The sequence below is a fragment of the Paenibacillus sp. FSL H8-0280 genome (assembly GCF_045040665.1).
GTDB lineage: Bacteria > Bacillota > Bacilli > Paenibacillales > Paenibacillaceae > Paenibacillus > Paenibacillus xylanexedens_A.
The window spans coordinates 2,460,853-2,486,695 of sequence record NZ_CP150296.1 but is presented as its reverse complement, the minus strand read 5'-3'; the positions used below and the strand labels follow the sequence as shown (position 1 = coordinate 2,486,695).

General features: G+C 44.5%; 30 protein-coding genes. All 30 read right to left on the bottom strand.

Annotated elements, in window-relative coordinates; all coding sequences use genetic code 11:
• Positions 1-294: 294 nt before the first annotated feature.
• On the bottom strand, positions 295-921 hold the full coding sequence (locus tag MHI12_RS11195; protein WP_405172390.1) for a hypothetical protein: 627 nt from the start codon (positions 919-921) through the stop codon (positions 295-297).
• A 3-nt stretch (positions 922-924) separates the two neighbouring features.
• Entirely contained in the window at positions 925-1,509 is a 585-nt protein-coding gene (locus tag MHI12_RS11190) for a hypothetical protein (protein WP_405172389.1), read from the bottom strand.
• A gap of 65 nt (positions 1,510-1,574) precedes the next feature.
• The gene (locus MHI12_RS11185) at positions 1,575-1,889 is read right to left on the bottom strand and encodes a hypothetical protein (protein ID WP_339784550.1); all 315 of its coding nucleotides are present in this window, start codon (positions 1,887-1,889) and stop codon (positions 1,575-1,577) included.
• Positions 1,890-1,941: 52 nt separating this feature from the next.
• The gene (locus MHI12_RS11180) at positions 1,942-3,351 is read right to left on the bottom strand and encodes a DUF342 domain-containing protein (RefSeq protein WP_076249810.1); all 1,410 of its coding nucleotides are present in this window, start codon (positions 3,349-3,351) and stop codon (positions 1,942-1,944) included.
• Positions 3,352-3,413: 62 nt separating this feature from the next.
• Positions 3,414-4,202, bottom strand: coding sequence for a FliA/WhiG family RNA polymerase sigma factor (locus tag MHI12_RS11175; protein WP_017689160.1), 789 nt, complete (start codon positions 4,200-4,202; stop codon positions 3,414-3,416).
• A gap of 15 nt (positions 4,203-4,217) precedes the next feature.
• On the bottom strand, positions 4,218-4,661 hold the full coding sequence (locus MHI12_RS11170; protein WP_405172388.1) for a hypothetical protein: 444 nt from the start codon (positions 4,659-4,661) through the stop codon (positions 4,218-4,220).
• Between the two features lie 4 nt (positions 4,662-4,665).
• Entirely contained in the window at positions 4,666-5,163 is a 498-nt protein-coding gene (locus MHI12_RS11165) for a chemotaxis protein CheD (protein ID WP_017689162.1), read from the bottom strand.
• On the bottom strand, positions 5,156-5,776 hold the full coding sequence (locus MHI12_RS11160) for a chemotaxis protein CheC (protein WP_091017763.1): 621 nt from the start codon (positions 5,774-5,776) through the stop codon (positions 5,156-5,158). Before MHI12_RS11160 ends, MHI12_RS11165 begins: the two co-directional genes overlap by 8 nt.
• A gap of 10 nt (positions 5,777-5,786) precedes the next feature.
• A complete protein-coding gene (locus tag MHI12_RS11155; RefSeq protein WP_036609340.1) occupies positions 5,787-6,248 on the bottom strand; it encodes a chemotaxis protein CheW in 462 nt (153 codons plus the stop codon).
• 41 nt (positions 6,249-6,289) lie between these two features.
• The gene (locus tag MHI12_RS11150) at positions 6,290-8,362 is read right to left on the bottom strand and encodes a chemotaxis protein CheW (RefSeq protein WP_405172387.1); all 2,073 of its coding nucleotides are present in this window, start codon (positions 8,360-8,362) and stop codon (positions 6,290-6,292) included.
• A 32-nt stretch (positions 8,363-8,394) separates the two neighbouring features.
• Positions 8,395-9,837: a chemotaxis-specific protein-glutamate methyltransferase CheB gene (gene cheB / locus MHI12_RS11145; RefSeq protein WP_405172386.1), complete on the bottom strand. Its 1,443-nt coding sequence runs from the start codon at positions 9,835-9,837 to the stop codon at positions 8,395-8,397.
• A gap of 32 nt (positions 9,838-9,869) precedes the next feature.
• Entirely contained in the window at positions 9,870-10,757 is an 888-nt protein-coding gene (locus MHI12_RS11140) for a MinD/ParA family protein (protein WP_017689167.1), read from the bottom strand.
• Complete coding sequence (gene flhF, locus MHI12_RS11135; protein ID WP_405172385.1) at positions 10,754-12,106, bottom strand: flagellar biosynthesis protein FlhF; 1,353 nt, start codon at positions 12,104-12,106, stop codon at positions 10,754-10,756. Before flhF ends, MHI12_RS11140 begins: the two co-directional genes overlap by 4 nt.
• Complete coding sequence (gene flhA, locus MHI12_RS11130) at positions 12,103-14,136, bottom strand: flagellar biosynthesis protein FlhA (RefSeq protein WP_036670372.1); 2,034 nt, start codon at positions 14,134-14,136, stop codon at positions 12,103-12,105. Before flhA ends, flhF begins: the two co-directional genes overlap by 4 nt.
• Before the next feature lie 25 nt (positions 14,137-14,161).
• Positions 14,162-15,244: a flagellar biosynthesis protein FlhB gene (flhB, locus tag MHI12_RS11125; RefSeq protein WP_405172384.1), complete on the bottom strand. Its 1,083-nt coding sequence runs from the start codon at positions 15,242-15,244 to the stop codon at positions 14,162-14,164.
• A 23-nt stretch (positions 15,245-15,267) separates the two neighbouring features.
• Positions 15,268-16,056: a flagellar biosynthetic protein FliR gene (fliR, locus tag MHI12_RS11120; RefSeq protein WP_017689171.1), complete on the bottom strand. Its 789-nt coding sequence runs from the start codon at positions 16,054-16,056 to the stop codon at positions 15,268-15,270.
• Between the two features lie 10 nt (positions 16,057-16,066).
• Positions 16,067-16,336, bottom strand: a complete 270-nt coding sequence (gene fliQ / locus MHI12_RS11115) for a flagellar biosynthesis protein FliQ (protein WP_047842485.1) — start codon at positions 16,334-16,336, stop codon at positions 16,067-16,069.
• A gap of 25 nt (positions 16,337-16,361) precedes the next feature.
• The gene (fliP, locus tag MHI12_RS11110) at positions 16,362-17,117 is read right to left on the bottom strand and encodes a flagellar type III secretion system pore protein FliP (RefSeq protein WP_036609355.1); all 756 of its coding nucleotides are present in this window, start codon (positions 17,115-17,117) and stop codon (positions 16,362-16,364) included.
• Positions 17,114-17,650: a flagellar biosynthetic protein FliO gene (locus MHI12_RS11105; protein WP_100529395.1), complete on the bottom strand. Its 537-nt coding sequence runs from the start codon at positions 17,648-17,650 to the stop codon at positions 17,114-17,116. Before MHI12_RS11105 ends, fliP begins: the two co-directional genes overlap by 4 nt.
• A gap of 11 nt (positions 17,651-17,661) precedes the next feature.
• Entirely contained in the window at positions 17,662-18,027 is a 366-nt protein-coding gene (locus MHI12_RS11100; protein ID WP_017689175.1) for a response regulator, read from the bottom strand.
• A gap of 28 nt (positions 18,028-18,055) precedes the next feature.
• Positions 18,056-19,330, bottom strand: coding sequence for a flagellar motor switch phosphatase FliY (fliY, locus tag MHI12_RS11095; RefSeq protein WP_405172383.1), 1,275 nt, complete (start codon positions 19,328-19,330; stop codon positions 18,056-18,058).
• Positions 19,320-20,318, bottom strand: coding sequence for a flagellar motor switch protein FliM (gene fliM / locus MHI12_RS11090; protein ID WP_074094566.1), 999 nt, complete (start codon positions 20,316-20,318; stop codon positions 19,320-19,322). The genes fliY and fliM overlap by 11 nt, the downstream gene beginning before the upstream one ends.
• 40 nt (positions 20,319-20,358) lie before the next feature.
• Entirely contained in the window at positions 20,359-20,820 is a 462-nt protein-coding gene (locus MHI12_RS11085) for a flagellar basal body-associated FliL family protein (protein ID WP_133384320.1), read from the bottom strand.
• A complete protein-coding gene (locus MHI12_RS11080; protein WP_017689179.1) occupies positions 20,820-21,041 on the bottom strand; it encodes a flagellar FlbD family protein in 222 nt (73 codons plus the stop codon). The genes MHI12_RS11085 and MHI12_RS11080 overlap by 1 nt, the downstream gene beginning before the upstream one ends.
• A gap of 68 nt (positions 21,042-21,109) precedes the next feature.
• A complete protein-coding gene (gene flgG, locus MHI12_RS11075) occupies positions 21,110-21,928 on the bottom strand; it encodes a flagellar basal body rod protein FlgG (RefSeq protein WP_036609361.1) in 819 nt (272 codons plus the stop codon).
• Between the two features lie 81 nt (positions 21,929-22,009).
• Positions 22,010-22,393, bottom strand: a complete 384-nt coding sequence (locus MHI12_RS11070) for a TIGR02530 family flagellar biosynthesis protein (protein WP_405172382.1) — start codon at positions 22,391-22,393, stop codon at positions 22,010-22,012.
• A complete protein-coding gene (locus MHI12_RS11065) occupies positions 22,390-22,947 on the bottom strand; it encodes a flagellar hook capping FlgD N-terminal domain-containing protein (protein WP_405172381.1) in 558 nt (185 codons plus the stop codon). Before MHI12_RS11065 ends, MHI12_RS11070 begins: the two co-directional genes overlap by 4 nt.
• A gap of 19 nt (positions 22,948-22,966) precedes the next feature.
• Positions 22,967-24,355, bottom strand: a complete 1,389-nt coding sequence (locus MHI12_RS11060; protein ID WP_405172380.1) for a flagellar hook-length control protein FliK — start codon at positions 24,353-24,355, stop codon at positions 22,967-22,969.
• Positions 24,356-24,394: 39 nt separating this feature from the next.
• Positions 24,395-25,336 carry a MotE family protein gene (locus tag MHI12_RS11055; protein ID WP_405172379.1) on the bottom strand — a complete coding sequence of 314 codons (942 nt, stop codon included), beginning with the start codon at positions 25,334-25,336 and terminating at the stop codon, positions 24,395-24,397.
• Between the two features lie 43 nt (positions 25,337-25,379).
• Positions 25,380-25,832 (bottom strand): flagellar export protein FliJ, encoded by a 453-nt coding sequence (fliJ, locus tag MHI12_RS11050; protein ID WP_405172378.1) that lies wholly within the window; start codon positions 25,830-25,832, stop codon positions 25,380-25,382.
• Positions 25,833-25,843 lie beyond the last annotated feature (11 nt).

Genomic DNA, 25,843 nt, shown 5'->3' with positions numbered 1-25,843 from the left:
TTCACACACCTCCTAATATGGTTTTTATTGTGTCCTCCGCCGGCATCATTTTTCGCCAAGACTCTCCATAAGGAAAGCACCCTCAACAAAATTAGCACATGCGTGTGTTTTAACACCGTTATCTAATATATCACAACTGATTGTCTGATGCAACAGTCTTTGAAGCTAAAATCTACTTTTTACTTTTTGCTAGTATCGAATCATTTTAAACTTGATATGTAAATCAACACTAATTATTATCAAGCTTTGAAAATGCACCGTTTAATACGCAAAAACCGCCCTGTCCGAGCATGCTCAGTTTGACGGTTCTTTCGTAATTTTTGTGATAATGGATTTGAAACTTTCACCTTTTTCAAGCGCATAAGTACCCACTTGGATTTTGGTATTGATTCGCTCAGCTTTGCCAGCCTTTATGAATGCTTGAGCATCATCTACGATTCCCGCGGTTTTTAGATTTGCTGCAACGATCGCCAGACTATTGCCTGAACGTACTTTGAATGATACTGTTGCGCCTTTCGGATTGCTCGGCGTTACAGGTTCTGTTGTCTTCGGCTCAGTTATCTCTTTCTGCCCTTCAACTTCACTTGCAGCAGGCTCTTGTGGCTTCTCAGGCTCTGCAGGTGTCTCCGTAGAGGTTACTGTCTCAGGTGGCGTTGCTGTATTCCCCTGCAACTCACTGCTCTCCTGCTTTTTCTTTGCTACCCACTCTGCTTCTGTGTATAGTTCCTCTTCAGAACCGACCAACTTCATATCCAAGGCTTTTGCGGCCGTTTCAAGCTGTTCTTTGGTCATATTGGCAGTCTGATCGGGGTCCAGATTACTATCGGATAATGCATTTTGTCCGACTGTGGCCAGTTGAAGCAAAACTGCACCAATAATCATGCCGCTCCCCAGACCAATCCATAAGGATCGCTTGTCCATGACTTAGCTTTCCTCCCGTTCTGCCAATTGCAGTATTAACTGTACCTCACCACGCTGAATGCCTGTCTGCTTGGATATGGCATCCATCGACTTACCTTCAGCATGTAGAGTAAAGAGTTCTGCATATCGATCTTTAATCGACTCACGCCCAGGCAAAGATTCGACTTCACTGGTCTGTACGTCTGCTTCTAACGCCTGCTGGGCAGCCTCTGCTTGTACACTTTTAACGAGCGCTTGTGCTTGCAAACCTTCGGAAGCTTGTACCGGTACACTACCTGAGTATGGCACAGGTGATGCAACAGGTTCGTTTTTTTTGCTCTGCTCCAGCTGATCCAACCGCTGCTGTAATTCCTGAAGTTGCAATTGCATACGTTGATCGGCTGCTGTCGCTTCTCCCTTCATTTCAGCCACACGTTGAATAAGAGCATCATTATCATTTTCGATCTCGGTCATGTAGTGTTCAAGCGTAGATTCCATCTCCTGCACCAGTTGATGTCCAGGCTCTTGCGCCTTGTTTTTACGAGGCATGATATAAGCGTAGGCGATGGCGCAAGCCCCTAATATGACAATAATGATCCATGGTGACAAATTGGGTTCTCTCCTTCTGATTCAACCATCGGTGCGAAAGACTGCATGTCCATAACAACCATTTATTATAAAGACAGATCTATGTGTTTTCCTTTGTACGGGTGCTCTGCAGGTTTAACAGTTTCTTGAGCCTGAGCAGTCTCCTGTCCATCGGAACCACTCTGCTGATCCCCATCATGGGTATGACCATCACGCACCGAAGTCTGTGAAGTTTCGTCCATTGCTTCACTTCGTTGCCTTGCTTCATTTGCTTCTTTCGACGTTTGCTCTGCCAAAAGATTCTGATCCGTAATCGGTCGCTGCTGGGCTTCACTTTGATAACGTCCCGCTTCACTTGTTCGTGGTACCGCAATCTGCAACTCCACTGCTTTGAAACTCATACGCTCACCTCACGGTTTCGAATGGATTTCTTCCTGTGCCTGAATGCTGTACTTAAACGTATGGAACCATCGTAATATCACCATCGTGATAATAAAATGAAATTCGACTCACTGGATCTTTAATAAATTTCGTGTATCTGCCGATAACTATTTTAGAGCCTCCATAAATCATCTTCAGAATATCAACACGAGCATTACTTGTATCTTCAAGTGCCTTTTCAATTTCAAAGATACGCATTTTCGTTTCTTCACTTATACGAAGAGCAGATTTCTGCGTAGCATTCAGCTTGATTCGCATCGACATCTTATCTGGAGTTAGTTGTCCAGCGGCAGCTAATTGATCCAGCAATGTCAAAGCTTTCTTCGTTTTGTCCAAGGAATCCATCTGCTCTCTGACTTCCTTGCGCAAATCATTGAGTTCGTTACGCAGCTTTGGCAGCACACCAACTTCAATGGAAGTGACCGTGGACATGCTGTTGCCCACAACACGCGCTGAGACGTTCTGACCAGCCTGGATCGAGCCACCAACGATAAGACCCTTGGTTCCCGCACAGATGACACCATGGCCAGCACGAATATTGGAATGCATAATACTTTGGGAAACCAGAACATCTTCACCGGCATCTACGTTGCCTTCTTGAATGAAAGTACATTTAACATTATGGCCTGCTTGTACCAGTCCTTTGTTATAACCAATAATACCACCGGTAATTTCGATTGAGCCGCCTGCTTCCAGTTCAGCTCCTTCGACACCTCCGACGACACGAATGTCACCTGCTGCTTTTACTTTAAATCCGGTAAGTACATTGCCTCGTATGACAACTGTGCCTACAAAGTCGATATTACCGTTATTGTAGTCAACGTCACCATTGACTTCATAAACCGGAAACACATTCAGTTTGTTACCGTCCGTTTTGGTAACCAGCCCATCCAGTGCAGCATACATCGCAGAACCATCCGGGTTAATCACAACGTTTTTCCCAACTTTAAACCGAGCTTCTTTTCCCGGTCGATAAGGAATTTCCTCACCCGTTACTGCCCTGCCTGGTATGCCATCGCTAGGAGCGATCCGCTCTGCAATAATCTGACCACTACGGACATTGTTTAACCGGGTCACTTCTTTGTAATCGACAGTTCCATCTTCCGATTCCAGTGGTCGTCGTTCATTCGTATCGTCCATTCCAACCAGAACCTTGATGAAGCCATCTGTTCCTTGAATGGGAGCGACACCTTCTGCAATCTTGTATTTATCTTTCAAATAGGTTTCAGGGTTGTTCACAAAAAGTAATAATGCCTCTCGCGATACACCTTGTTTGATGCCCTTGTTTGCCACAAATTGTTCAAGTTCATCGATCGTGCAGGCAAAGCCTTCTTCCTCTTTGGAAAATTCAAGGTAGGCTGTGCATTTGTCGTCCGATAAAACAATGTTTAAACATTGTTCCAAAGCAGTCCGCTGTGTCACCGCAATTCTTCCCCCTTTTAGACTTTCCACTCCCCAAACTCCAATGATATTACTTCTCTCTATTAATCTTTACGCATCAACAAATCTTTCTGTTTGTCCAACGTGCCGCGTAATCGTAATATTGCCTTGGAATGTAACTGGGATATACGAGACGGAGAAAGAGACATAACCTCAGCAATTTCACTAAGAGAAAGATCTTCGTAATACAAGAGTGAAACAACCGTTCTCTCTTTTACCGTCAACTTGTCAAGCCCTTGCACCAAAGCTTCCTTCAAATAAAACTCATTCACTTTATAATCCGGATTTTTGGCTTTCTCATCCACCATCAAAGACAGACGAGTCTCAGACTCTTCCTCACGAATTGGGTCCTCCAACGAGCAAAGTGACATGACTGCCACTTCCTGAAGCATATGTTGAAAATCTTTAGTGGATACGTCCAAGTACTCGCTCATTTCCTCATCACTAACAGACCTGAGATAACTTTGTTCCAGCTGTTGGTAGGCGTCTTCAATTCGCTTGGCCTTCTCCCGCACAGAACGCGGAACCCAATCACCTTGACGTAGACCGTCAAGAATGGCTCCGCGGACCCTCCATGATGCATAAGTTTCAAATTGCAGACCACGTTCATAGTCGAACTTCTCCAATGCATCAATTAACCCCATAACGCCATTGCTCTCCAAGTCATCCTTGGGAACATTTTTGGGCAAACCAACAGCCAGTCGACCGGATACATAATTTACAATATGAAGATACTTTTCAATCAAAGTTTTCTTGGCTTCAAGATCTCCATGTTCTTTCCACTTTTCCCACAGATCAGAATGGTTCAAATGTGAAGCTTTACGCTCGTTCAATTGCTTTCACCCTCCTTATTTGTCTGTCAGGTGACGAACGGCCTGCGCCAATTCCTCCGGATCCTTGGTCCGGACAAGTTTAGGCGGATCCAAAGGGGCGAATCCCGTTGGAGCTTTCGTCTCAGATGGCGGAAGATCGTCCCCAGATGAAGCGTTCGGTCCATTCTTGAGCAAATCATTCAGCTCTTGTCCATCGTCTTCGATTTTAATGTCCACCTGTGAACCTCTTTGATCTTGAGCACTTGGTGAATCATAACCATACCCATTTCCCTCGATCTGAGGGTTCAGCAGCAATCCCAATCCCCAGCGTAAACCATATGCAAGGACAAACCAGGCTACGAATCCGATCAATCCGCGAATTAAACTGGTCATCAGCACATTGCTGCTGTATGCTACAAAAAAAGTAAGAATAAACCCAACGATGCCTGCTCCAAGATTAATGCGGTAGTTTCCTATCATAGTCTTATAGTTCCTTTACACCCATTTGTACGCTTCGAATAGTCAAAAGTCCAGTTTCACAATCCATCTCAATCGTTCGTCCATAATTCCCACCCGTATCTTCTGCTAGAAGAGGGATATTGAGTTTTTGAAGCCACTCTCGACAAGAATCTGCATTCCTTGGTCCAATACGCATTGTATCTCCAGCGCCAGCAAAGGCAAACATCTGAGAGCCTCCGGCCATTTTAGACACAATACGTGAGTGAGAAGCGCCTAGTTTAATCATCTTTTCCAAAAGCTCAGGCAACGCCGTATCCGCATATTTCGCAGTGTTCAGTTTCCCTTCACGGGCGATCTCTGAAGTAGGAAGCATGACATGCGCCATTCCAGCCAGCTTCAAATGTGGGTCATACATTGTTAATCCCACACACGAACCCAAGCCAGTCGTACGGATTACACCAGGAAGATGAGCGATGTTTAAATCCGCCATACCGACTTTAACGACGCTTTTGTCCTCAATCATGGCTCAGTGGCACCCCTAGCGATTCAAATATCTTTGCAAAGGATGGTGGATCCGGAATGAGGAAAAACTGACCCTCAACTTGATCTTCACCTTCAAAGAATGATGTGTCAATCAACAATGCAGCGTCACCCATCTCGCCAAATTGCAGCAAGCCATAACTTAGAATGGCACCTGCCATGTCGATGGCAAGCCCAGGGACAGTTGGATACATAGACAACTTCGTGAAATCTGCCAGAGAAGAAAGATAGGATCCAGCCAAAATATTTCCAATCTCGGAAAGCGCTGATTGTTCCATATCTGTAAAATCGAGTCCTTCTTTCAGATCAAACCCGGCAAGTCTATTCAACAACATTTTAGCAGCCTCTGGTGTCATCATAAAGAAAAGATTTCCCGGTGCTTCGCCTTCTACACGAAGAAACACGGTAACCACGATGCGTTCATCTCCGCCCACTTTTTCGGCAACTTCTTCAAAAGGGAGCATTTGTACTGTAGGTACACCCATGTCAATCGGTCTGTTGAGGAGTTGAGACAACGCCGTTGCGGCGTTGCCTGCTCCAATGTTACCGACCTCTTTGAGCACATCCATCTGGAATACCTCAAATCGGTTGAACATCTCCACGGTACTAGCCCTCAACACTTTCCAGCTGTACAATCTCGCTTTTATTTAATACTTCGTTTAGGTTTAGCATAATCAACAAGCGTGAATCCTCCAATTTAGCAACACCTCGCAGGTATCTCGCTTTGACGCCGCCAACCACTTCTGGTGGGCTATCGATCGCACTGCTCTTGATATCAATAACATCATTGGCAGAATCTACGATAAAGCCAACTTGCATGTCGTCTACACCTACGATAACAATACGAGTCTGATCCGTGTATTCCGTTTCCGGAAGGGAGAAACGACCGCGTAGATCAATGACCGGAATGACAACACCGCGTAGATTAATAACTCCTTTTACAAAGGAAAGTGTCTTGGGAACACGGGTAATTGGCATCATGCGCTCAATCGTCTGAACCTTGTCTACCTCAATACCATACTCTTCGGAACCCAATTTAAAGACGATGACTTTCAACTCTTCTTCCATGTAAAAAACCTCCCTATTAAATGTAAGACTTAGCTCTATACTTATTTAATAAATGCATTAGGATCAAGAATCAGGGCTACTTGTCCATCTCCGAGAATGGTTGCTCCAGAGATTCCTTCAATAGCAGGAAGATAGGTTCCCATTGATTTGAGAACAATCTCACTTTGTCCAATAAATTCTTCAACAGCTACGGCTGCAAGACGGTCGCCTTTGCGAATCACGACAATTTCTGTTTCTTGCTCATCAGCGTCATTGAAATCCGGTACCGAGAAAACTTCGCTCAAAGACAAGTACGGAATCAGTGACTCACGGAACGTGATCATTTTATTGCCGTGAATATTACGAACTTGCTCACGTTGTACAATGGCCGTCTCTACAATGGAGGACAACGGAACAGCGTATTTCTCTGAACCAAGTCGTACAAGCATTGCAGCAATAATAGATAGAGTCAACGGAAGCTGAACAGAGAAATTCGTGCCTTTGCCTGGAGTTGAATGAATCGTTACATTACCGCCAAGCGAAGTGATCTTCGATTTTACTACATCCAAGCCAACACCCCGGCCAGAGATATCCGAGATAATATCAGCAGTACTAAAACCAGGTGCGAACAACAGTTGATTCACTTCATCGTCACTCATTTTGGCACCTTGCTCTTCGGTTACAACACCACGTTTGATCGCGGTTTTCAAAAGCTTGTCGCGATAGATACCTTTACCATCATCTTCAATCTCGATAAATACGTGATTTCCACTGTGGAAGGCACGCAGGTTTACTGTACCCATCTCTGGTTTACCTGCAGCTACACGCTCTGCAATGGATTCCACACCATGGTCAACCGCGTTACGCAGTAAATGAACAAGCGGATCACCAATCTCATCAATTACCGTACGATCCAGTTCCGTCTCAGCACCTGTAATCACCAGATCGATTTTTTTATCAAGTGTCTTAGCCAGATCACGGATCATACGCGGGAATCGATTAAATACGGTATCTACCGGAACCATCCGCAATTTCAGTACAATGTTTTGCAAATCTGTGCTAACTCGACTTAAATGAGCTACTGTATCGGATAAATCATTGTTGCCTGTTTCACTGGCCAGTTGCTCCAGACGTGAACGGTCAATCAACAATTCACTGAACAGGTTCATCAATACGTCGAGACGTTCAATATCCACACGAATGGTACGTGAAGGTGCAGCAGCTTGCTTCGGTGCAGCTGTTTTAGCTGGTGCCGTTGTGGCTTCTTCTTTGGGTACAGAATTCTTATCCGGCGAAGCAACCTCAGCTACAGCTGTTGGTGCGGGTGGCGCTTCAACTGTAGCTGCTACCTGATTGGCCATCTGCTGAAGAGTCTCCTGATCCAGTTGAATGAGCTTTGCACTTTCAATTTCAGAGATACTCATGATGCCTTCTTCCAGTTCGTGCGCCTCTTTAGTTGTTATGTAATACAACGAGAAACTGCGCTCAAACTTCTCCTGCTCAATATCCTGAACGGATGGGTAAGCCTTAACGACTTCACCTGAACGTTCCAGCATATCAAAGACCATATAAGCCCGTACACCTTTTAACTGGCTATGCTCGCTAACAAGCACATCCACGTAGAACACACGATGACCTTCGGCGATCGACTGATCCAGCACTGAATATTGGAATTCATCCAGCTCCACAGCCGAAGAGATTGAAGCGTTAGCCGGCTTGTTTGTTTCTTTAGCAGGTCCATCTCCGTTTGTCATTTCACCATTTTCAATGGCCTGGAGTGAAGCTACGATTGACGACACATCTGCTTTACCTTGTCCACCTTCGGTAATATCCTGAACCATGGTTTCCAAAGCGTCCAGACTCTTGAACATGGTATCAAAAATGTAATCCTGCATTTTCAACTTCTCATTACGAACCAGATCCAACACATTTTCCATTTTATGTGTCAGTGATGCCAAATCTTCAAAGCCCATAGTTGCTGCCATACCCTTCAAGGTATGAGCAGAGCGGAATATAACCTGAACTATGCCCAGGTCTTCCGGATTGCCTTCAAGTTGAAGCATGTTTTCGTTAAGCGATTGCAGATGATCATTAGACTCATCAATAAACATGGATAAATATTGGTTCATGTCCATTGTGAGGCACCTCCTCCGTGAGTTACACTCCGTTATTTCACTGCTTGAACAAGTTTAGAAGCAATCTCCTGCAATGGCAGAAGATGACGAACGCATTGCAGCTCTACAGCAGAACGCGGCATACCATATACAACACATGTTTCTTCATTCTCGGCAAAGGTTGATGTAACTCCAGCTTCGTATAATCTCTTCATCATACGTGCTCCATCACTTCCCATTCCCGTTAGCAAAACAAGATGCCTTTGTAAAGATGTAAACGGCAGAAGTGACTCAAACATCGTATCCACTGAAGGTCTATGTCCATTCACTGGTTGATCTTCAGTCAACTTCACGATAAACTTCCCGTCTGCTGTTTTGTTAACTTTCACATGGAATCCGCCGGGTGCTATATAGGCGGTTCCTTTTTTCAGAACCATGCCCTCTTCAGCTTCAACCACATGCAGTGGACTGAATGTATTCAATCGTTGAGCCAGAGAACGTGTGAAATTGGGCGGCATATGCTGTACAATAATGACCGGTGCAGGCAAATCAGCAGGCAACTGCTCGAGCAATGTCTTGAGAGCCCTCGGTCCACCCGTAGAACAACCTATTGCCACAAGTTTGTTGAATGGTCCTTCCAGCCCCCCTCCACCTTTGGGAACAGGATTAGGCTTGATTACATCCTTGGCTTTTGCAGAGGCAGAAGTTGCCGCTATTTGATCAGCTGCCACTCTAGCTGCATTAGGTAGTCGAACTTCCTTTGGAGTCTGTACTGGATTAGCTGACCTCACTGCTTTTTCTGCCTTCGTCCCCAAATTACGCTCAGCCTTTGGCAAAGGCTCCGGTTTATTCTCTACGCGACCTGGTTTTGAAGGTGACAATGGTTCAATTGGTTTCTTTGCTTTGGCCTGAAAGGCTTCAGTCCGCTCTCGAAGAGAGCGTTGAATCGTCTCGACAGGTTCGATCGTTTTTTTCACAGGCTCCGCTCGATCCCTAGCCGGCAGTTCTTTCTGCACTGGCTGAGTTGGGGGAGCAACTGCTCCTCGCAACATGTCTCTATTTCTCATGGATAACTCACGATCAGCTTTTCTTTTGATCTCATTCATCGCAGCACGCATGCGCTCAACCAAGGCTTTACCAACTTGAGCAATATCCTGGTCATGTGAAATAGATGGTTTGCGAATGAAGTCAAATGCCCCAGCTTCAAGCGCCATAATGGTTTCTTTCATGCCTTGTTCATTGATACCAGAGAGCATAATCACAGGAACGAAAGATTCCTTCATAATTGATTTTAATGCATCCAACCCATTCATTTCTGGCATCTCAACGTCCATTGTAATAATATCGGGTTTCAATTCTAGTGATTTTTGAATCGCTTCTCTACCGTTTGATGCCGTTGCCGTAACCTTGAATTCCGGATCCGCTTGGATCAAATCCGTAACAATCTTACGCATAAAAGCGGAATCATCGACAACCAATACTTGATACGCCGCCATGTTGTGTCACCCCTGTTTCCTTTATTCAGAAATCATGTTGTCCGTTTAAGCCACTTATTCATAAATCCCCTGATTCCTGTCAAGGTTCCGGATCCCGGAGTTGCAGGTACAGCCAGATAACGAAGAGCAAGTTTCTCTATATCTTTGGAGGCTTTGGCATTCGGATAAGCCAGACTATAGGGCATTTGCCTTTTAACCGCCTTGACTACCTGGGCGTCTTCTGAAATATACCCAAGCAGCGGAATATCCGTCTGCAAAAACCGCCTCGCCACTCCAGCTATTTTTTCTGCCACCCGTTCCGCTTCTCGTTCGTCTTCCACCCGGTTAACGATCATTCGAAAGGGCGTAGCATTTTCCTGGCCGTGCATAACTTTGACTAAAGCATAAGCATCGGTTATTGAAGTCGGTTCAGGTGTAGTTATAATCAGGCATTCATCAGCAGCACCGATGAACTTCATATTCTCTCTGGAGAGTCCTGCCCCAGTGTCAAAGATGACATAATCCATTTCCTGGGCAATATCCTCGACTTGACTGGCGAAAAACTCCAGATCACGATCAGACAATGAGAACAACTCTTTCATGCCCGATCCTCCAGCAATGTAAGGCAAGCCACTGGCACCCAGTTGTATGATTTCCCTTATGGATTTTTGTCGGTACAACAGGTGGTAAAGATTATAGGAAGAAGACGTACCCATAAGAACATCAATATTAGCCATTCCAATATCGGCATCAAATACAAGTACCTTTTGCCCCAAAGCCTGCAATGCCAAGGCAAAGTTCAGTGTGAAATTGGATTTGCCAACACCTCCCTTGCCACTGGCCACAGTAATGATTTTCGAGGATCGAATATCTCGCTCAATGCCTTCCAATTCCAATGGCGCGGAGACCATACTTCGAAGTGCAGCTGCCTGATCCTTCATTGTGACCATTCTCCCAGCAACTGTTTAGACAACGAATCTGCATCTGGTTTCAACAAATCGTCCGGAACATTTTGTCCATTTGCCACATATGCGAGCTTGAGTGGAAAACGGTGTAACAAGTTAAATAGCGGACCGCAGCTCCCAGTCTCATCCATTTTGGTGAAAATCACCTTATCCAGTCCATATTTACTGAAATGTTCCGTGATCTGAACCATATCAGCACTTTTGGAAGTCATGCTCATGACCAGAAAGGTTTCGCTATTCTCTACAGGAGCAAGCAAACTTTGCAGTTCTGAAACAAGTAATTCATTTCTGTAGTTTCTACCCGCTGTATCCATAAAGATCAAATCACAATTCTCTAATCGAGAAATGGCACGTTGTGTATCACCGGGCGATTGTACCACCTCAAGTGGAACATTCAGTATAGATGCATACGTTCTAAGCTGTTCTACCGCCGAGATCCGATACGTATCTGATGTAATGAATCCAACTTTACGCTGTTTTTTGAACATTTGTTCAGCAGCCAATTTTGCAATTGTCGTAGTTTTCCCTACACCGGTTGGTCCAGCTACATAGACGATTCGCGTGGTAGGAAGAATGCCTTCTTCAATACGTTGCTCCAAAAAGTGCATGACCTCAAGCTTCACTATTTGCTCAACATCCTGTTCTTTTAATCCATTCTCAGACGATTTTGCTTGAATTGAATCAAACCAGGATTCCCATACTTCAGGCCAAACATCTTGTTCTGTCAAACGTTCTCGGATCGTATGCAGTTCCTCTGGCACAGGGTCTGCAGAAGTACCTTGCTTTGAAAGCCTGGTCACCATCTGTTTAAGATCCTGCAATTCAGTCATCAACTTATCCTGCTGCAGGTCTGACCCTGTTGGCTTAGGACCAGTTGTTGAACCCGAAAAATCCGCCCCTTGCGGTCGCGGTTTATGATCCGTGCTTGAAGAACCTGAGCCGCTGTCTATGTTTGAACCGATATTACGCGATTCAAACACAGACGGTGCAGCCGCAGATTGGTCCTGTACACTTTGATCAGCTGTATTCGTTGTCACCGACTCATCAGAAGCCGCAACAAACGAACGAGCTGTTTGCCGATAAGCCTCAGGTACAAATGCACGAGGTACAGGTGTGAATTGATTTTGTACTGGCTTTGTTGTTTGCTTGTTTTCTTCCTTATCCACTGCAGCTACAACTTCGATCCGTTTTTTGCGAAACATTCCCATTACACCGCCCACCTTAATCTCTTTGGTGGACAGAATAACGGCATCACTTCCCAGGTCTTTGCGAATTTGAAGCATAGCTTCGGGCATGGTCTCAACAACGTATTGTTTTACTCTCATAAGTTCACCACCCCGATACTTTGAATTTCAACATTCGGCTCCAACTCGCTGTAGGAAAGCACAGGAATGTCCTGCATAGTACGTTCAATAACCTGACGCAGATACATCCGAATGGTTGGAGAAGTTAATACAACAGGTTGTTGACCTGATTGAATCAAACGGTTCACTTGTTCACTGAGCTTCTGATATACACTTTGTGTAGATACAGGGTCTAGCGCAAGGTAACTGCCTTGATCCGATTGTTGCACACTTTCAGCAATTTTCTTCTCAAGACCAGGTCCAACCGTGATTACTCGAAGTGTCTCACCTTTCTGTGAGAACTGCTGAGTAATCTGACGTGAGAGGGATTGTCTGACGTATTCAGTCAGCACATCAGGATCTTTCGTATACGTACCATAGTCAGCCAGTGTCTCGAAGATGGTCACCATATCCCGAATAGATATTTTCTCACGCAATAACTTGGCAAGCACTTTCTGTACATCACCAATGGAAAGCAGAGAAGGGATCAGTTCATCCACAAGGGCAGAATAGTTCTCTCTGAGATTATCCACAAGTGCTTTTGTCTCTTGTCTTCCAAGTAACTCATGCGCATGTTTCTTAATCAGTTCCGTCAGATGTGTAGCCACTACGGAAGGCGGATCAACGACCGTATATCCTGCAAGTTCGGCTCTGTCTTTGGTTACTTCATCAATCCATAGTGCCGGAAGTCCAAAAGCAGGTTCTGTCGTTTCAATACCTGTCACAGACTCCTCATCATAGCCAGGACTCATGGCAAGGTAATGATTCAACAACAGTTCTCCGCCGCCTACCACATTACCCTTGATTTTGATAACATACTCATTGGGTCTGAGCTGGATATTATCTCGAATCCGTATGACCGGAACGACCAACCCCAGTTCAAGAGCACACTGCCTACGAATCATAATGATCCGATCCAATAAGTCCCCACCCTGCTGATTATCAGCAAGCGGGATTAAACCATAACCAAATTCAAACTCAATAGGGTCCACCTGAAGCAGGTTAATTACACTTTCAGGACTTCTAACCTCTTCAATCTGCTGTTCTTCTTCCAGCTGTTCTTCCGCTACTTGTTTCAAATTCAGATTATTCTGCATACGCCACGCGGCATATGCCAACACACCTGCCAACGGAAGCGTAGTAATAACATGAATTGGTGTGAAGAAACCGAGCATGGCAATAACGAAAGCTACGATATAAATTAGTATTGGATATGTAAACAGTTGCCCCGTAATATCATCTGCCAGGTTTCCTTCTGAAGACGCTCTGGTGACGATAAGTCCTGCTGCTGTGGAAATAAGCAGAGCAGGGATTTGGCTTACCAATCCATCTCCGATAGTCAGTACAGAGTACGTTGACATTGCATCTGCAAAAGCCATCCCATGCACAGTCATACCGATTATAAATCCACCAATGAGATTGATCAGGAGGATGATAATACTTGCAATTGCGTCACCTTTTACGAATTTACTTGCTCCATCCATCGCTCCATAGAAATCGGCTTCACGTTCAATTTTGGAACGACGCTCACGAGCTTGTTGCTCGTTGATCAGACCCGCATTCAGATCCGCATCAATACTCATTTGTTTACCAGGCATCGCATCGAGGGTGAATCGGGCAGCAACTTCAGCTACGCGCTCAGACCCCTTTGTAATAACGATAAACTGAACAACAACGAGGATCAAAAACACGATAAATCCAATCGCAATTTGCCCTCCAGCAATCCAGCTACCAAAGGTAGCAACTACAGCTCCAGCATCCCCTTCACCAAGAATTAGCTTGGTAGTCGAAATGTTCAGAGCCAGTCGGAATAGTGTAGTGATCAACAGCAAAGCTGGAAAAATAGAAAACTGCAACGCTTCTTTGCTGTTCATTGCAACAAGGAGTATCATCAGTGCAATTGAAATATTGACGACCAGCAACAAGTCCAACAGCCAGGTCGGGATCGGAAGAATCATCATCAACACAATGCCAATGATACCCGCAAGGACAGCTATATCTTTAATCTTCAATGAATGTACGGCCTCCGATCCCCTTTTATTTCGTTCTGCCCTTTAGTTTATATACATAAGCCAGCACTTCAGCTACCGCTTGAAACAAATCGGCCGGTATAGCGTCACCAATCTCGGCTCTCTGGAACAATGCCCGTGCCAACGGCTTGTTTTCCATCGTAATAACACCGTTTTCTTTGGCTATTTCCTTAATACGCAAGGCGACATAATCCTGACCTTTGGCAATAATCTGTGGTGCCTCCATCTCGGAACCTTCATACTTTAGTGCAACCGCAAAGTGGGTCGGGTTCGTGATGATTACATCCGCATTTGGCACTTCCTGCATCATACGCTGCATAGCCATACGACGCTGGCGTTCCCGGATTTTACCTTTGATCAGCGGATCACCTTCCATTTTCTTGTACTCGTCTTTGATGTCTTGCTTGGACATACGAATCTTCTTCTCATGGTCATACTTCTGATACATGTAATCAAATATCGCAAGTATCATTAATGCCACTGCAATCTTGATACCAAGACTTAAAGTGATCGACGCAGCAAAATGTAAAATAGCATCCAATGAAAAATGAGAAAGTGAAGCAATATCTGACTGGTAGCCTTTAATTGTACTGTAAACGAGATAACCGATAATCGACATTTTCAAAATGGATTTAGCAAATTCCACTAATGAGCGGAGAGAGAATATATTTTTGAAACCTTTAATGGGGTCCAGTTTCTCAAGTTTTGGCTTCAATCCTTCCCCTACAAGAAGAAAACCGACTTGCATGTAGTTAACGATCAAAGCAACCAGGAACGCACCCAGCAAAATGGGAGCGATCAATAACAAAACTTCAATGCCATAGCGCATCATAAGCGCCATCACATTCTCTCCGGTGATATCCATACTCAATCGATTGATGAAGATATCTGTAAACAGACGAACTATACGTTCTTTATAGAAATTGCTGAATACCATCATGATCAAAAACACGATTAGGAGAATGGATGCGCCAGATAGTTCAGCGCTTTTTACAACCTGTCCTTTTTTTCGTGTATCCTGTCTCTTTTTCGGGGTAGCTTTCTCCGTCTTCTCCCCTGAAAACAACTGGAGGTCGAGTTGAAATTTCATCCGTGTCTTTTCCTCCGTTTCACTCAGCCGGGCCTTTGTCCAATGGTTCCAAGCAATTTTTCCATCGATCTGAATATTGCTTCGAACAATTGACTAAATACAAAGGAGAAACTGGGAACCAGCAAAAGCAAAATAGCAAGACCAACGAGTAACTTAAGCGGCAACCCAACTGCAAATACATTAAATTGAGGAGCAGTTTTGGCCAAAAAACCCAATCCAACATCCGTCAAAAACAACGCAACTACAATCGGAGCCGACATCTGAAAAGCCAGCATAAATGATTGACCTAAGGTCTGAATCAAAAATTCAGCAATACTTCCATCTGCCAACCGTAGGAAAAACACATTAGATAATGGTACCCACCGGTAACTGTAAACTATCGCATCCAGCAAATAATGGTGACCATTCATCGTCAGAAACAGAAGCATAGCAAATGCATACTTCAAGTTACCCGTAAGTGGAGCTGAAGCACCTGTCATTGGATCGTATACATTGGCCATACCAAAACCAATCTGTAGATCGATAAAGGTCCCCGCAGTCTGAACTGCCGTCATCAACAGATAAGCCACAAAACCTAAAAGCAGGCCAATTAGAATCTCTCTGATGATCAATAAGACATAACTCAGGTCTGTGGGTACGGTCTGGTCTATTCCGTAAATCAGATAGACAGATAAGGTGACAAATGCAGAGATACCTATTTTAACTGAAGTCGGCACATTTCGAGCCGAAAAAACTGGCGCAGTTACAAAAAATGATGTGATTCGACAAAACATAAGCAGAGCGACAGGGAAACTTTGCAACAATGTCTCCATCTGCTAAAGCCTACCCTATGTATCTGTATAGATTATCGAGAATGTTAAACGTGAAATCGACCAAGATATTTAAGATCCAAGGTCCAAACAAAAGTACTGCCAGAAGTACGGCAACAATCTTGGGCACAAAAGCTAATGTTTGTTCCTGAATTTGAGTTGTCGCTTGAAAAATACTGATTGCAAGTCCTACAACCAGAGCTAGTATAAGCATGGGTGCGCTGGCCAGCAATGACGTGTATACCGCTTTCCCGGCCAGACCGATAATAAATTCCGAAGTCATGACCGTCCTCCTTTAACTTTCCGGATCAAGTGTTAAAACTCAGTAACAGTGACTTGACAACCAGATACCACCCGTCCACAAGGACAAAGAGCAGTATTTTGAAAGGTAATGAGATCATGACCGGCGGAAGCATCATCATCCCCATTGCCATGAGTGTACTCGCGACAACAATGTCTATAACCAGAAACGGAATAAAAATCATAAACCCCATCTGGAATGCTGTCTTCAACTCACTGATTACATATGCCGGCACCATAACAGTAATTGGGATATCCTGATAGGTCTTTGGTTGTTCAGTCTGATTGTACTTCATAAACAGCAGAAGATCTTTTTCTCTGGTGTGACTAAACATAAATTTCTTCATGGGATCCGCTGCTTTTTCAAGTGCCTCGGTTTGCGTAAGCTCTCCCTGAAGATAGGGCTGAAGCGCTACCTGATTTATGGAAGACAACGTCGGCGACATAATGAAAAGTGTCAGAAATAGCGCCAACCCGACCAGCACCTGATTGGGTGGCATTTGTTGTGTACCCAAAGATGTACGTATAAAACCGAGCACAATCACAATCCGAGTAAAACTGGTCATCAGTACAAGCATTGCTGGAGCAATACTAAGCACCGTAATTAACAGAATGATGGACAGTGAACTCGTGCTTGGTGTCCCTCCATCACCGTTTCCAATCTGAATATCAATATTCGGAATGGGTTCGGCAAAGGCAACCGTTACAGATGCCAGACTGATAAGTCCTAATAAACAACACGCTAACCAAATCTTTTTCTTCATGAATCCCTCGACCGATCTGTAGTATTGTCTTTATCCAGGAGCTTTTCCATCTTCTCTTTACGGTTAGGCATCTGCCGAAGTTTGGATTCAAACATTTCGTGAAAAGAAGTTGTGTCCTCTAGTTCCATTTCCCGCGGCGGTTCTTCTTTACGGAAACGTTTTGTGAGCTTGGCAATGAGAGGTGAGAGATTTCCTTGTTGTGCAGCAGCATCTCGTTCGAAGGAATCAATGATTCTTTGGGCCTCTTCCAGATCCGAAACCTTATCTATCAACTGGATGTCTTCACCTACACCAAGCAGATATACACATCCACCAATTTCCATAATTTGCAACGACTTGTTTTGCCCCAATCCAACTCCGCCCAGGGTACGAATTGTGCCGTGCCGGAACATTTGCTGATTCCGTTTGTTTAAAAAACGGATCAGATAAACAATAAGGGCCAGAATGACGGCCAGGACAACAATCACCCATACAAGCTGTAAATAATAATTACTTCCCACGCCAGCTCCTCCTGGAATATCACCCTGAGCCATCATCATGTCTCTTAAACGCCCAGTGTCTTGCTGATCGCTTCGATAACCCGGTCAGATTGGAACGGTTTAACGATAAAGTCTTTGGCACCTGCTTGGATAGCGTCGATTACCATCGCTTGTTGACCCATCGCGGAGCACATAATTACTTTAGCGTTAGCATCAATCTTCTTGATTTCTTTCAAAGCTGCAATGCCGTCCATCTCAGGCATCGTAATATCCATTGTGATCAGATCCGGACGAAGCTCTTTAAATTTCTCAATTGCTTGTGAGCCATCCTGTGCCTCACCAACAACCTCATATCCATTTTTGGACAAAATGTCCCGGATCATCATTCTCATAAATGCAGCGTCGTCTACGACTAAAATTCGGTTTGCCATCTTGATTCAAGTCCTCCCTAAATTGTGCTTATTGTAATTTCTGAATTCGGTCCCATTGGCTAACGATATCTATAACACGAACACCAAAGTTTTCGTCAATAACGACAACTTCTCCCTTGGCGATCAGTTTGTTATTCACCAAAATATCGACAGGTTCTCCGGCTAACTTATCCAGTTCGACAATCGAACCCTGTGACATTTCCAAAATATCTTTAATTTGCTTCTGGGTCCTTCCTAATTCTACGGTGACCTTAAGGGGAATGTCCATCAATAAATTCAAATTGTTTTCGTCTACCTGACCATACGCCCCATTTTGCAAATTGGCGAATTGAACTGGTTGTACGTTAACATTCCTATTTGGCATTCCACCGTAATGTTGAGGTGCACCATAAGGTTGCTGCGGTGGCATGCCATACGGCTGCTGTGGCGGCATTCCTTGCGGCATACCCATCGGGGCCTGTCCATATCCGTTATAGTCCTGAGCAGGCTGTTGTGGAGCCTGTGGAGCCTGTTGGTGCTGAACGGGCGGCTGCTCCGCAACCGGTGGTGGCGTTGCTGGTACAGCTGCTGGCGCAGGTTCAGGTGTTGATGCCACTGGTGCGCTGGCAGTTGACTCCTGAGCGCCTCCAATCAGCATATCTACCATGTTTTTGGCAAAATGTACTGGAAGCAACTGCATCAGATTGGAATCGATCAGATCCCCGATTAACAAACGAAATGAAACTTGGATAAGGGTCTCATCTGCTGGAAGATTACTTACACCCTCTCCACTCTCCAGATTGAGAATATCGATTCCCGGAGGGGAAATATTCACAAAACGATTAAAAATCGTGGACATTGAGGTTGCAGAGGAACCCATCATCTGGTTCATCGCTTCCTGTACTGCACTAATATGGATTTCATTCAGTTCTTCATCGACCGGATTTCCTTCGCCACCCAGCATCAAATCAGCGATGACTTGAGCATCTCTCTTCTTGATAACAAGTGAGTTAATGCCTTCGAATCCATCCACGTAATTCACATGAACGGCAACATGCGGCTTAGGAAAAGCTTCTTCAAACTGCGTTCGACTAATGATAGAAACTTTAGGTGTTGTAATATCTACTTTGAGGCCTAATAGCGTGGACAAGGCTGTTGCCGCGCTACCAAATGTAATGTTACCAATCTCCCCCAAGGCATCCTGCTCCAGCTCGGTCAAAAAATCATCAACCGTCTTTTCAGCGGGTTCCGAGCTGTTTATCGATTCCGATTGCCTGAGCAAAGCATCGATTTCTTCTTGGGATAAATAATCCTTACTCGTCAAATTCTTCAACTCCTTCGGTGACAATCTTGTCTATTTGCACAGCCACACGGTCTTTGATTGTCCCCGGACTGCCCATGTATTTCAGTTTGTCACCCACTTTAATGGAAAGTCCCTCATCAACTGGTTTGTTCAATGTAATGACATCACCAACGGACAGACCCAGAAATTCTGCAATTGAAATTCTCGATTCTCCCAATTCCGCAACGATTGGTAACTTGGCTTTGTTCACACGCTCTTTTAGAGCATCATACTCCTCCGGAGCTCTCGTTTTCTTCTCCGAAACAAACCACTGATGAGTTGACAACCGTGACATAATAGGTTCAAGAACGACATGCGGTATACATAGATTGATCATGCCTGTCGTGTCACCAATTTTGGTACTGAGCGAGATCAGAGCAATGGTCTCATTGGGAGATACAATCTGCATAAATTGCGGATTGGTCTCGAGCGCTTCCATCCTTGGGGAAATATCCAACACAGTCTTCCATGCTTCCTGCAAACTTTCAAATGCTCGGCTGAATATCCGCTCCATGATGGTCGTCTCAATCTCCGTCATGGATGCGATCTTGGTTGGAGCAGTTCCGGTTCCACCAAGAAGGCGATCCAACATCGCATATCCCACGTTTGGATGGACTTCCATCACCATTCGTCCCTGTAGTGGCTCCGCTTCAAAAATGTTCAATATCGTCATCTTAGGAATAGAACGGATAAACTCATCATAAGGCAACTGTTCGACCTGAACGACATTGATTTGAACGAACGTCCGCAGTTGGGCTGAAAAATAAGTGGTGAGAAAGCGTGCAAAGTTTTCGTGAATACGAGTCAAGCTTCTGATATGGTCTTTGGAAAAACGCACTGCCCGCTTAAAATCGTACGATCTGATTTTCTTCTGAGTTTCTTCCTTCTTCAATTCTTCTGCGTCCATTTCACCAGAAGAAAGGGCTGCTAATAGGGCGTCAATCTCATTTTGTGATAATACATCCACCATGTTCTCACCCCCTTACAGGTCTACAGCGTGTTCTGTTCATTTACATTGGTGCTATAACAATGTCTGAAAAACTAGTGCTTTTCAATTTCGGCTCAGGCAATGCCTCATTAATTAGACCTGTCAGTTTCTCATTGAATTGTTTCATACCCTTGGCCGAACTCAGTTCCTCAGCCTTGGTGTCTGCAAGTGCCTGAATAATAATGGGCTTCACCGTAATACTTTTGATTTTTTCAAAATCTTCTTTGGCTGTTTTGTCAGATAACTTGAAAGAAAAACTAACCATAATAATACGATCCGGATCGGCCAGATTCGTTTTAATCTGTGCAAGCTCTGACGATACTTCTACAATTTCATCCGCAGTCATTTTTTTTTCTTCAGCAGCTGCCGCCGTATGTGTGTCGTCCTTATTCCCGTTCTGTCCTTGCATAAATACAAACACAACCACCACAATGAGTGTTATCGCCAGCAACATTGTTGCAAGCCAGGGCATCATTTTTTTCATCAGGATTCCTCCGTTTGCTGCACTTTAATAGTGGCTGCCTGAACCCCGATTTCACGGTTGTAATCTTTAATCTTGGAAATAACGTCAGCGGCTTTTTCAAGCACAATCAGTCTCTTTCCAGTTACCAGAGTAATATACGTATCCGGCGTCTCTTCCACAATTTCAACCATCAGCGCATTTAACCACATGGGAGAACCATTTAACCGCGTAACCGAAATCATGCTAAGCCCCCTTAATCAGAGTGGGAGGAGCAAGCTCCCCCACGTTTTAAAAACTCATTAATCAGTTATTAACGTTTCAGGTTAACAACTTCCTGAAGTATTTCATCCGACGTTGTAATGATCCGGGAGTTTGCCTGGAATCCACGTTGAGCTACGATCATCTCAGTAAACTCTCCTGTCAGATCCACATTAGACATCTCGAGCTGTCCAGCAATGATTGCTCCTGTTCCGTCCTCAGCACTGTTCGCTGTTAAAGGATCAAGAGTACCGTCAGGATTTGCGTTAGCTGTCATCCGGTATAGGTTACCCCCTATTTTTTCCAATCCTTCAGGGTTAACTACCTTCCCTATTCCAATTTGAGTATCGCCTTCGATTGTTCCATCAGCCATTGTCTGATTAATCATACCGTTCTGTCCGATAGTGAATGAAACAACATCATCCCCAATTGTAATGGGCTCTCCCTCACTACTTAAGACGAACAAACCATCTGAAGTTACAAGATTTCGAGCAGCATCAACATGGAAATCCCCTGCACGTGTCAAGTAAGGAATTTCCTGATCTCCACCCAAGGAGACAAGAAAAAAGCCATCTCCGTTAATACGCAAGTCTGTCGGATTGTTTGTAGTCATTGGGCTTCCTGCGAGATGCAGTGTATCTATAGATCCCACAGATACACCCAAACCGATTTGCTTTGCATTCACACCACCAGATGGAGCATCAGTTGGGGCAGTTACCCCTGCCGTTGTTTGGCTCATAATATCTTTGAACATAACCCGACTGCCTTTGAAGCCAACCGTGTTTACGTTCGCAATATTGTTACCAATTACGTCGAGTTTTGTTTGGAAACCCCGCATCCCGGAAACGCCTGAGTACATTGATTTCAACATTTTTAAAAATCCTCCCAGTCTTCATTTGGTTACCGCATCAGTCGGTCAGCGGCATTCCGGCTCCCGAGAAGGGCCAGCCGGTCAAGAAATGATTACGGCACTATCAATCTGAGTGAACACATTATCCTTCATGCTCTCAGTATCCATAGCTGTAACCACAGTACGATTTTTGACATTGACGATAAAAGCCATATCCTGCATTAAAATCAATGACTCTTTGGCTCCTTTGGCAGCAGCTTTGTCCAAAGCAGAACCAATCTGTTCCATTTGCTCGGTCTTGAGTTCAATACCACGCTGTTCCAATCGTTTGGCAGCATGATTGCTCAATTTCAGAAGATTATCTTCCAGCACTTTTGCAAAAGGTTTTTCGGGTATAGCCGAAGCTTCTCCCGTTTTGGGTCTTTGAAGCATATTCGGTGTAATCGGGCCTGCGTATAATTGTCCAACTGTTATGCGATCACTCATATCGTTTTCCCGCTATCTTCCGGATCACCCGTTTCAGCGGATGTTTCAACTTCCTGGCTCTCGTTCGTTTCAGGGGTTACATCCTGAACGTTCTGTACCGGAGTTTGACTCTCTTCTGCCTGTTTTGGATAATTCACCTGAATGATCTCATCCAGCTTAATCTCGTCGTTGCCCACTTTTGCGTATTGAACACTATCTCTTACAATGATGGAATCTACAATACCCTGACGAAGAGTTCCGTTATCATCTTTATTAGAAGAAAGCCAACTTACCTCCATGCCAATCATACCGGATACAGCACCAAGGGACTGGTTCAATGTTTTAAGCTGCGTAGAAATATTGACCAGTTGTTCCACTGAGCTGAACTGTGCCATTTGAGCGATAAATTCCTTATCCTCCATCGGCTGCATCGGGTCTTGATTTTGCAGCTGGGTAATCAGGATTTTTAGAAACTGATCTTTACCCAATTCTTTTGTTGCAGCACTTGTGGTTGCTTTATTGGCTGCCGAATAGTTCGGCCAGGTATTATTCATTGAAACATTTTCATTAGCCATTTACTCACCTCATTTCTGTTTAAGCCTCAGCACTAAACGTATCTCTCTGTAATTCGTTTCCTTCGACTTGCTCGCTACGCCAGTTACGCAATTCTTCTTGAATTCCTGCTGTAGCTACAGCATCATCTGATTGTTCCTCACGTTCACGCGAACGGCGTTGTTGCTGAGAGTTACTTCCCGGCTGACGGCCTCCGTCCTGATACATCTGTGATCCGATTGAACTGTTCTGGGTAACCTCAAGTCGTTCCACTTGAATTCCCTGGGCTTGAAGTGAAGAACGCAGCTGCGTCATTTGTTGTTCAAGCATGTCTTTAGCCATCGTATGCTCAGTCATAAACCGTGCAACCAACTGCCCGTTCTGCAAGGTAATTTGAACATCCAATTTACCTAGATGCTCAGGCCGAAGTGAGATGGTCGCCTCGGAAAATCCTTTTTGCTGGACAATATCCAGCTTGTTAACAACAAACTGTGTCATTTCCTTGGCAAACTGTGATGTTTGCATTACAGGTTCAGCCGGTTTTCCTGCTGTTGTACCTGATGAACGCAAGGATAGCTCTCCTGCAGTAATGATGGTTGAGTGTTCCACTTCTCCACCTGCATTTGAAGCAGATGTTGTCTCAGCCTCAGCTTTCACCTGGGTTCCAGAATTCGCCACTGCCGCAACAAGAACTTGTGGTACGACCGAATCCTGTTTGGATGTTTGAAGCGAAGTACTTGGAGCGACTTGTGCAGTCTGATCCTTAACTGCAGTCAATGTATCCAGTATGGATTTCAGTTCAGTCCATCCTTTGTTACTAGTGGTATCCACTCCAGCCTCTTGAAGCTGACTCTGCAGAGATTGTAACAAATGTTTGAATTCAGGAGCGTTCTTCGCAACGTTACTCTCAGGATCATTCATTCCAGCTACTAATTGTGTAAGCATATCTTGCAGAACAAAACGTACTGCTGCCGGATGCTGCGACAGTTCAATTGCGGGTACTGTTTTTACGCTTTCCGCTCCGTTCGAAGACTCGTCGGAACCTTCTGCATTAGTACCTGAAGGATTACTTAATTGTGTATACATCTGTTGTATCAGAGTTTGCAAACCTGCAAGTAGAGCTGGGTCATTTTCCAAAGCTTCGTCAAGTGAATCCAAGTCCGTGAACAACGAATTCAGTATATCTGTGATTGATGCCGCTTCTCCTTCTTCACTTGTAGCAAAGGAAAAAACCAACGGATTGGCAGTTAAACTTCCAGTAGCGCTTGAACTATCACCTTCTGTGTTTCCTCCAGATAACGATTGTGCAAGAGTTTGGAGAAATTCACCGCTAGCACCTGCAGCTGAACCTTTCGATTGTGCTCCGGTTGTCTGACCTGTTCCCGTTGCTTTTGCAGATGCTGTGGATGCCATTTGATATACAATCGACATTTATTTTCACCTCCTCTCGGTTATACAGTGTAATCAGCTCTACTTGTTACCCATTAATCTGTTCAAAATTTTTGCAGTTTCAACCGAATCCTCTGAAGACATGTTCTCAAGCAATTGAGAGCGTGTTGCATCATCTACTGAATTCAGGATGGTCAATGTTTTGTCAGGACTTAACTTGTATGTTTCCAATAAAAGCTTGGCACCACTTGAAGCAGACATCGAAGCAAATGTTTGACTAAGCTGGTTTTTATCTAGGTTTTTGCTTGTGGTTGTGGATGCAGTTGAAGTTGCTGCGGTTTCTTTCTTCAATCTGGATTGCAGCGCATCCAGTGCCAGATCTCCGGACGGTTTAGCATCCTTCATCATCATGGTGACATCGGCTGCTGTTTTCGGGTCCATCTTTTCAAGTACCTTGGTCCGAGCAGATGACTGCATGGCATTCAACAACAGTACCATTTCCTCATTCGTCATATTTTGCAAAATCGGTGCAGCTTTGCTTGGGCTCATGTCAGCATACATTTTAGCCAAATCTTTGATTTGTTTCTGATAATCAGATTCCGTTTCGGGCGTTGCTGCTGTAGCCGTTTCAGCCGCTTTTTCCGCATCATCCAACTTTTTCTGAAGGTCCGTGGCCTTCTTTGCTTCGGTTGTTGTCGCTTCCTGTGCTGCCTTGAGCTCTGTTTCTTTGGCAGTTACTTGGGATTTCAGCTTTTCGATTGTGGCTTCAGCACTTTCAACCTGCTGCTCACTTTTCTCCAGCTTATCTTTCTCAGGGTCCAGCACAGGATCAGGTACCCATTCCTTGACTACCGGGATCTTGTTGGCGAATTCAAACAAATTATTACGAATATCTACATTAAAAAGCGTAAGCAATACGCCCAGCAATACTACGGTGAACACAATTGGGATGGAAATCATGAGAAATTTTTCCCAGCCGCCTCCCGATTCTTTTTCCATGTCGCTATCGTCTTTAACAGCCATCGTTCATTCCTCCTTCACGAGACAACTTCGCGTCCGGCTCACATCAATTCGCGCGTCCGGCTTTGGCAGCGAAGCGTACAGTAGCCATCTCGTCCAGATCGTTCTGTTCCCGGAGGAGCATCTCCTGCTGAAATTTGATCTTGGCCTTGTCTCTCGCTCCAAGCCATACTTTTTCATCAACCATCTTACCGTTCAGAAACGTCTGATTCCGCTGCACATTGACCTGAGCATGTTTAACATCATTGTTTTTACGTGAAATGCACTCGTCAAGGTGATGTACATAACGCTGCATTTCCTGCAGACTGTTTACAGACGCTGTATTTTCCGTAGCAGATTGGATAATGCCGATCAGATTATTTCTATCGTTCAGAAGTTGTATCAGATGTTCTTCCTCCGTCTGAAGTTTACCGATCGCTGTGGATAACATCCATTCTGCCTGTGTTTTTTCATTACTCTTCAGGTCAACAACTTTCTGGAAATGATATCGAAATTTCATCGCTTAACCAT

What these genes read in the sequence shown, in the direction of transcription:
- MHI12_RS11160 (WP_091017763.1), bottom strand. Translation starts at nt 5,776, where the DNA reads ATGTTCAACCGATTTGAGGTATTCCAGATGGATGTGCTCAAAGAGGTC.
- fliP (WP_036609355.1), bottom strand. Translation starts at nt 17,117, where the DNA reads ATGAAGAAAAAGATTTGGTTAGCGTGTTGTTTATTAGGACTTATCAGT.
- MHI12_RS11065 (WP_405172381.1), bottom strand. Translation starts at nt 22,947, where the DNA reads ATGGCTAATGAAAATGTTTCAATGAATAATACCTGGCCGAACTATTCG.
- MHI12_RS11195 (WP_405172390.1), bottom strand. Translation starts at nt 921, where the DNA reads ATGGACAAGCGATCCTTATGGATTGGTCTGGGGAGCGGCATGATTATT.
- MHI12_RS11055 (WP_405172379.1), bottom strand. Translation starts at nt 25,336, where the DNA reads ATGGCTGTTAAAGACGATAGCGACATGGAAAAAGAATCGGGAGGCGGC.
- MHI12_RS11140 (WP_017689167.1), bottom strand. Translation starts at nt 10,757, where the DNA reads ATGAAGGATCAGGCAGCTGCACTTCGAAGTATGGTCTCCGCGCCATTG.
- fliR (WP_017689171.1), bottom strand. Translation starts at nt 16,056, where the DNA reads ATGGAGACATTGTTGCAAAGTTTCCCTGTCGCTCTGCTTATGTTTTGT.
- MHI12_RS11165 (WP_017689162.1), bottom strand. Translation starts at nt 5,163, where the DNA reads ATGATTGAGGACAAAAGCGTCGTTAAAGTCGGTATGGCGGATTTAAAC.
- fliM (WP_074094566.1), bottom strand. Translation starts at nt 20,318, where the DNA reads ATGGTGGATGTATTATCACAAAATGAGATTGACGCCCTATTAGCAGCC.
- MHI12_RS11060 (WP_405172380.1), bottom strand. Translation starts at nt 24,355, where the DNA reads ATGTCGATTGTATATCAAATGGCATCCACAGCATCTGCAAAAGCAACG.
- flhF (WP_405172385.1), bottom strand. Translation starts at nt 12,106, where the DNA reads ATGAGAGTAAAACAATACGTTGTTGAGACCATGCCCGAAGCTATGCTT.
- fliJ (WP_405172378.1), bottom strand. Translation starts at nt 25,832, where the DNA reads ATGAAATTTCGATATCATTTCCAGAAAGTTGTTGACCTGAAGAGTAAT.
- flhB (WP_405172384.1), bottom strand. Translation starts at nt 15,244, where the DNA reads ATGAAATTTCAACTCGACCTCCAGTTGTTTTCAGGGGAGAAGACGGAG.
- MHI12_RS11070 (WP_405172382.1), bottom strand. Translation starts at nt 22,393, where the DNA reads ATGAGTGATCGCATAACAGTTGGACAATTATACGCAGGCCCGATTACA.
- MHI12_RS11085 (WP_133384320.1), bottom strand. Translation starts at nt 20,820, where the DNA reads ATGAAAAAAATGATGCCCTGGCTTGCAACAATGTTGCTGGCGATAACA.
- MHI12_RS11150 (WP_405172387.1), bottom strand. Translation starts at nt 8,362, where the DNA reads ATGGACATGAACCAATATTTATCCATGTTTATTGATGAGTCTAATGAT.
- MHI12_RS11170 (WP_405172388.1), bottom strand. Translation starts at nt 4,661, where the DNA reads ATGATAGGAAACTACCGCATTAATCTTGGAGCAGGCATCGTTGGGTTT.
- fliQ (WP_047842485.1), bottom strand. Translation starts at nt 16,336, where the DNA reads ATGACTTCGGAATTTATTATCGGTCTGGCCGGGAAAGCGGTATACACG.
- MHI12_RS11155 (WP_036609340.1), bottom strand. Translation starts at nt 6,248, where the DNA reads ATGGAAGAAGAGTTGAAAGTCATCGTCTTTAAATTGGGTTCCGAAGAG.
- cheB (WP_405172386.1), bottom strand. Translation starts at nt 9,837, where the DNA reads ATGGCGGCGTATCAAGTATTGGTTGTCGATGATTCCGCTTTTATGCGT.
- MHI12_RS11100 (WP_017689175.1), bottom strand. Translation starts at nt 18,027, where the DNA reads ATGGCAAACCGAATTTTAGTCGTAGACGACGCTGCATTTATGAGAATG.
- MHI12_RS11080 (WP_017689179.1), bottom strand. Translation starts at nt 21,041, where the DNA reads ATGATTTCGGTTACGCGGTTAAATGGTTCTCCCATGTGGTTAAATGCG.
- MHI12_RS11105 (WP_100529395.1), bottom strand. Translation starts at nt 17,650, where the DNA reads ATGGCTCAGGGTGATATTCCAGGAGGAGCTGGCGTGGGAAGTAATTAT.
- flgG (WP_036609361.1), bottom strand. Translation starts at nt 21,928, where the DNA reads ATGTTGAAATCAATGTACTCAGGCGTTTCCGGGATGCGGGGTTTCCAA.
- MHI12_RS11185 (WP_339784550.1), bottom strand. Translation starts at nt 1,889, where the DNA reads ATGAGTTTCAAAGCAGTGGAGTTGCAGATTGCGGTACCACGAACAAGT.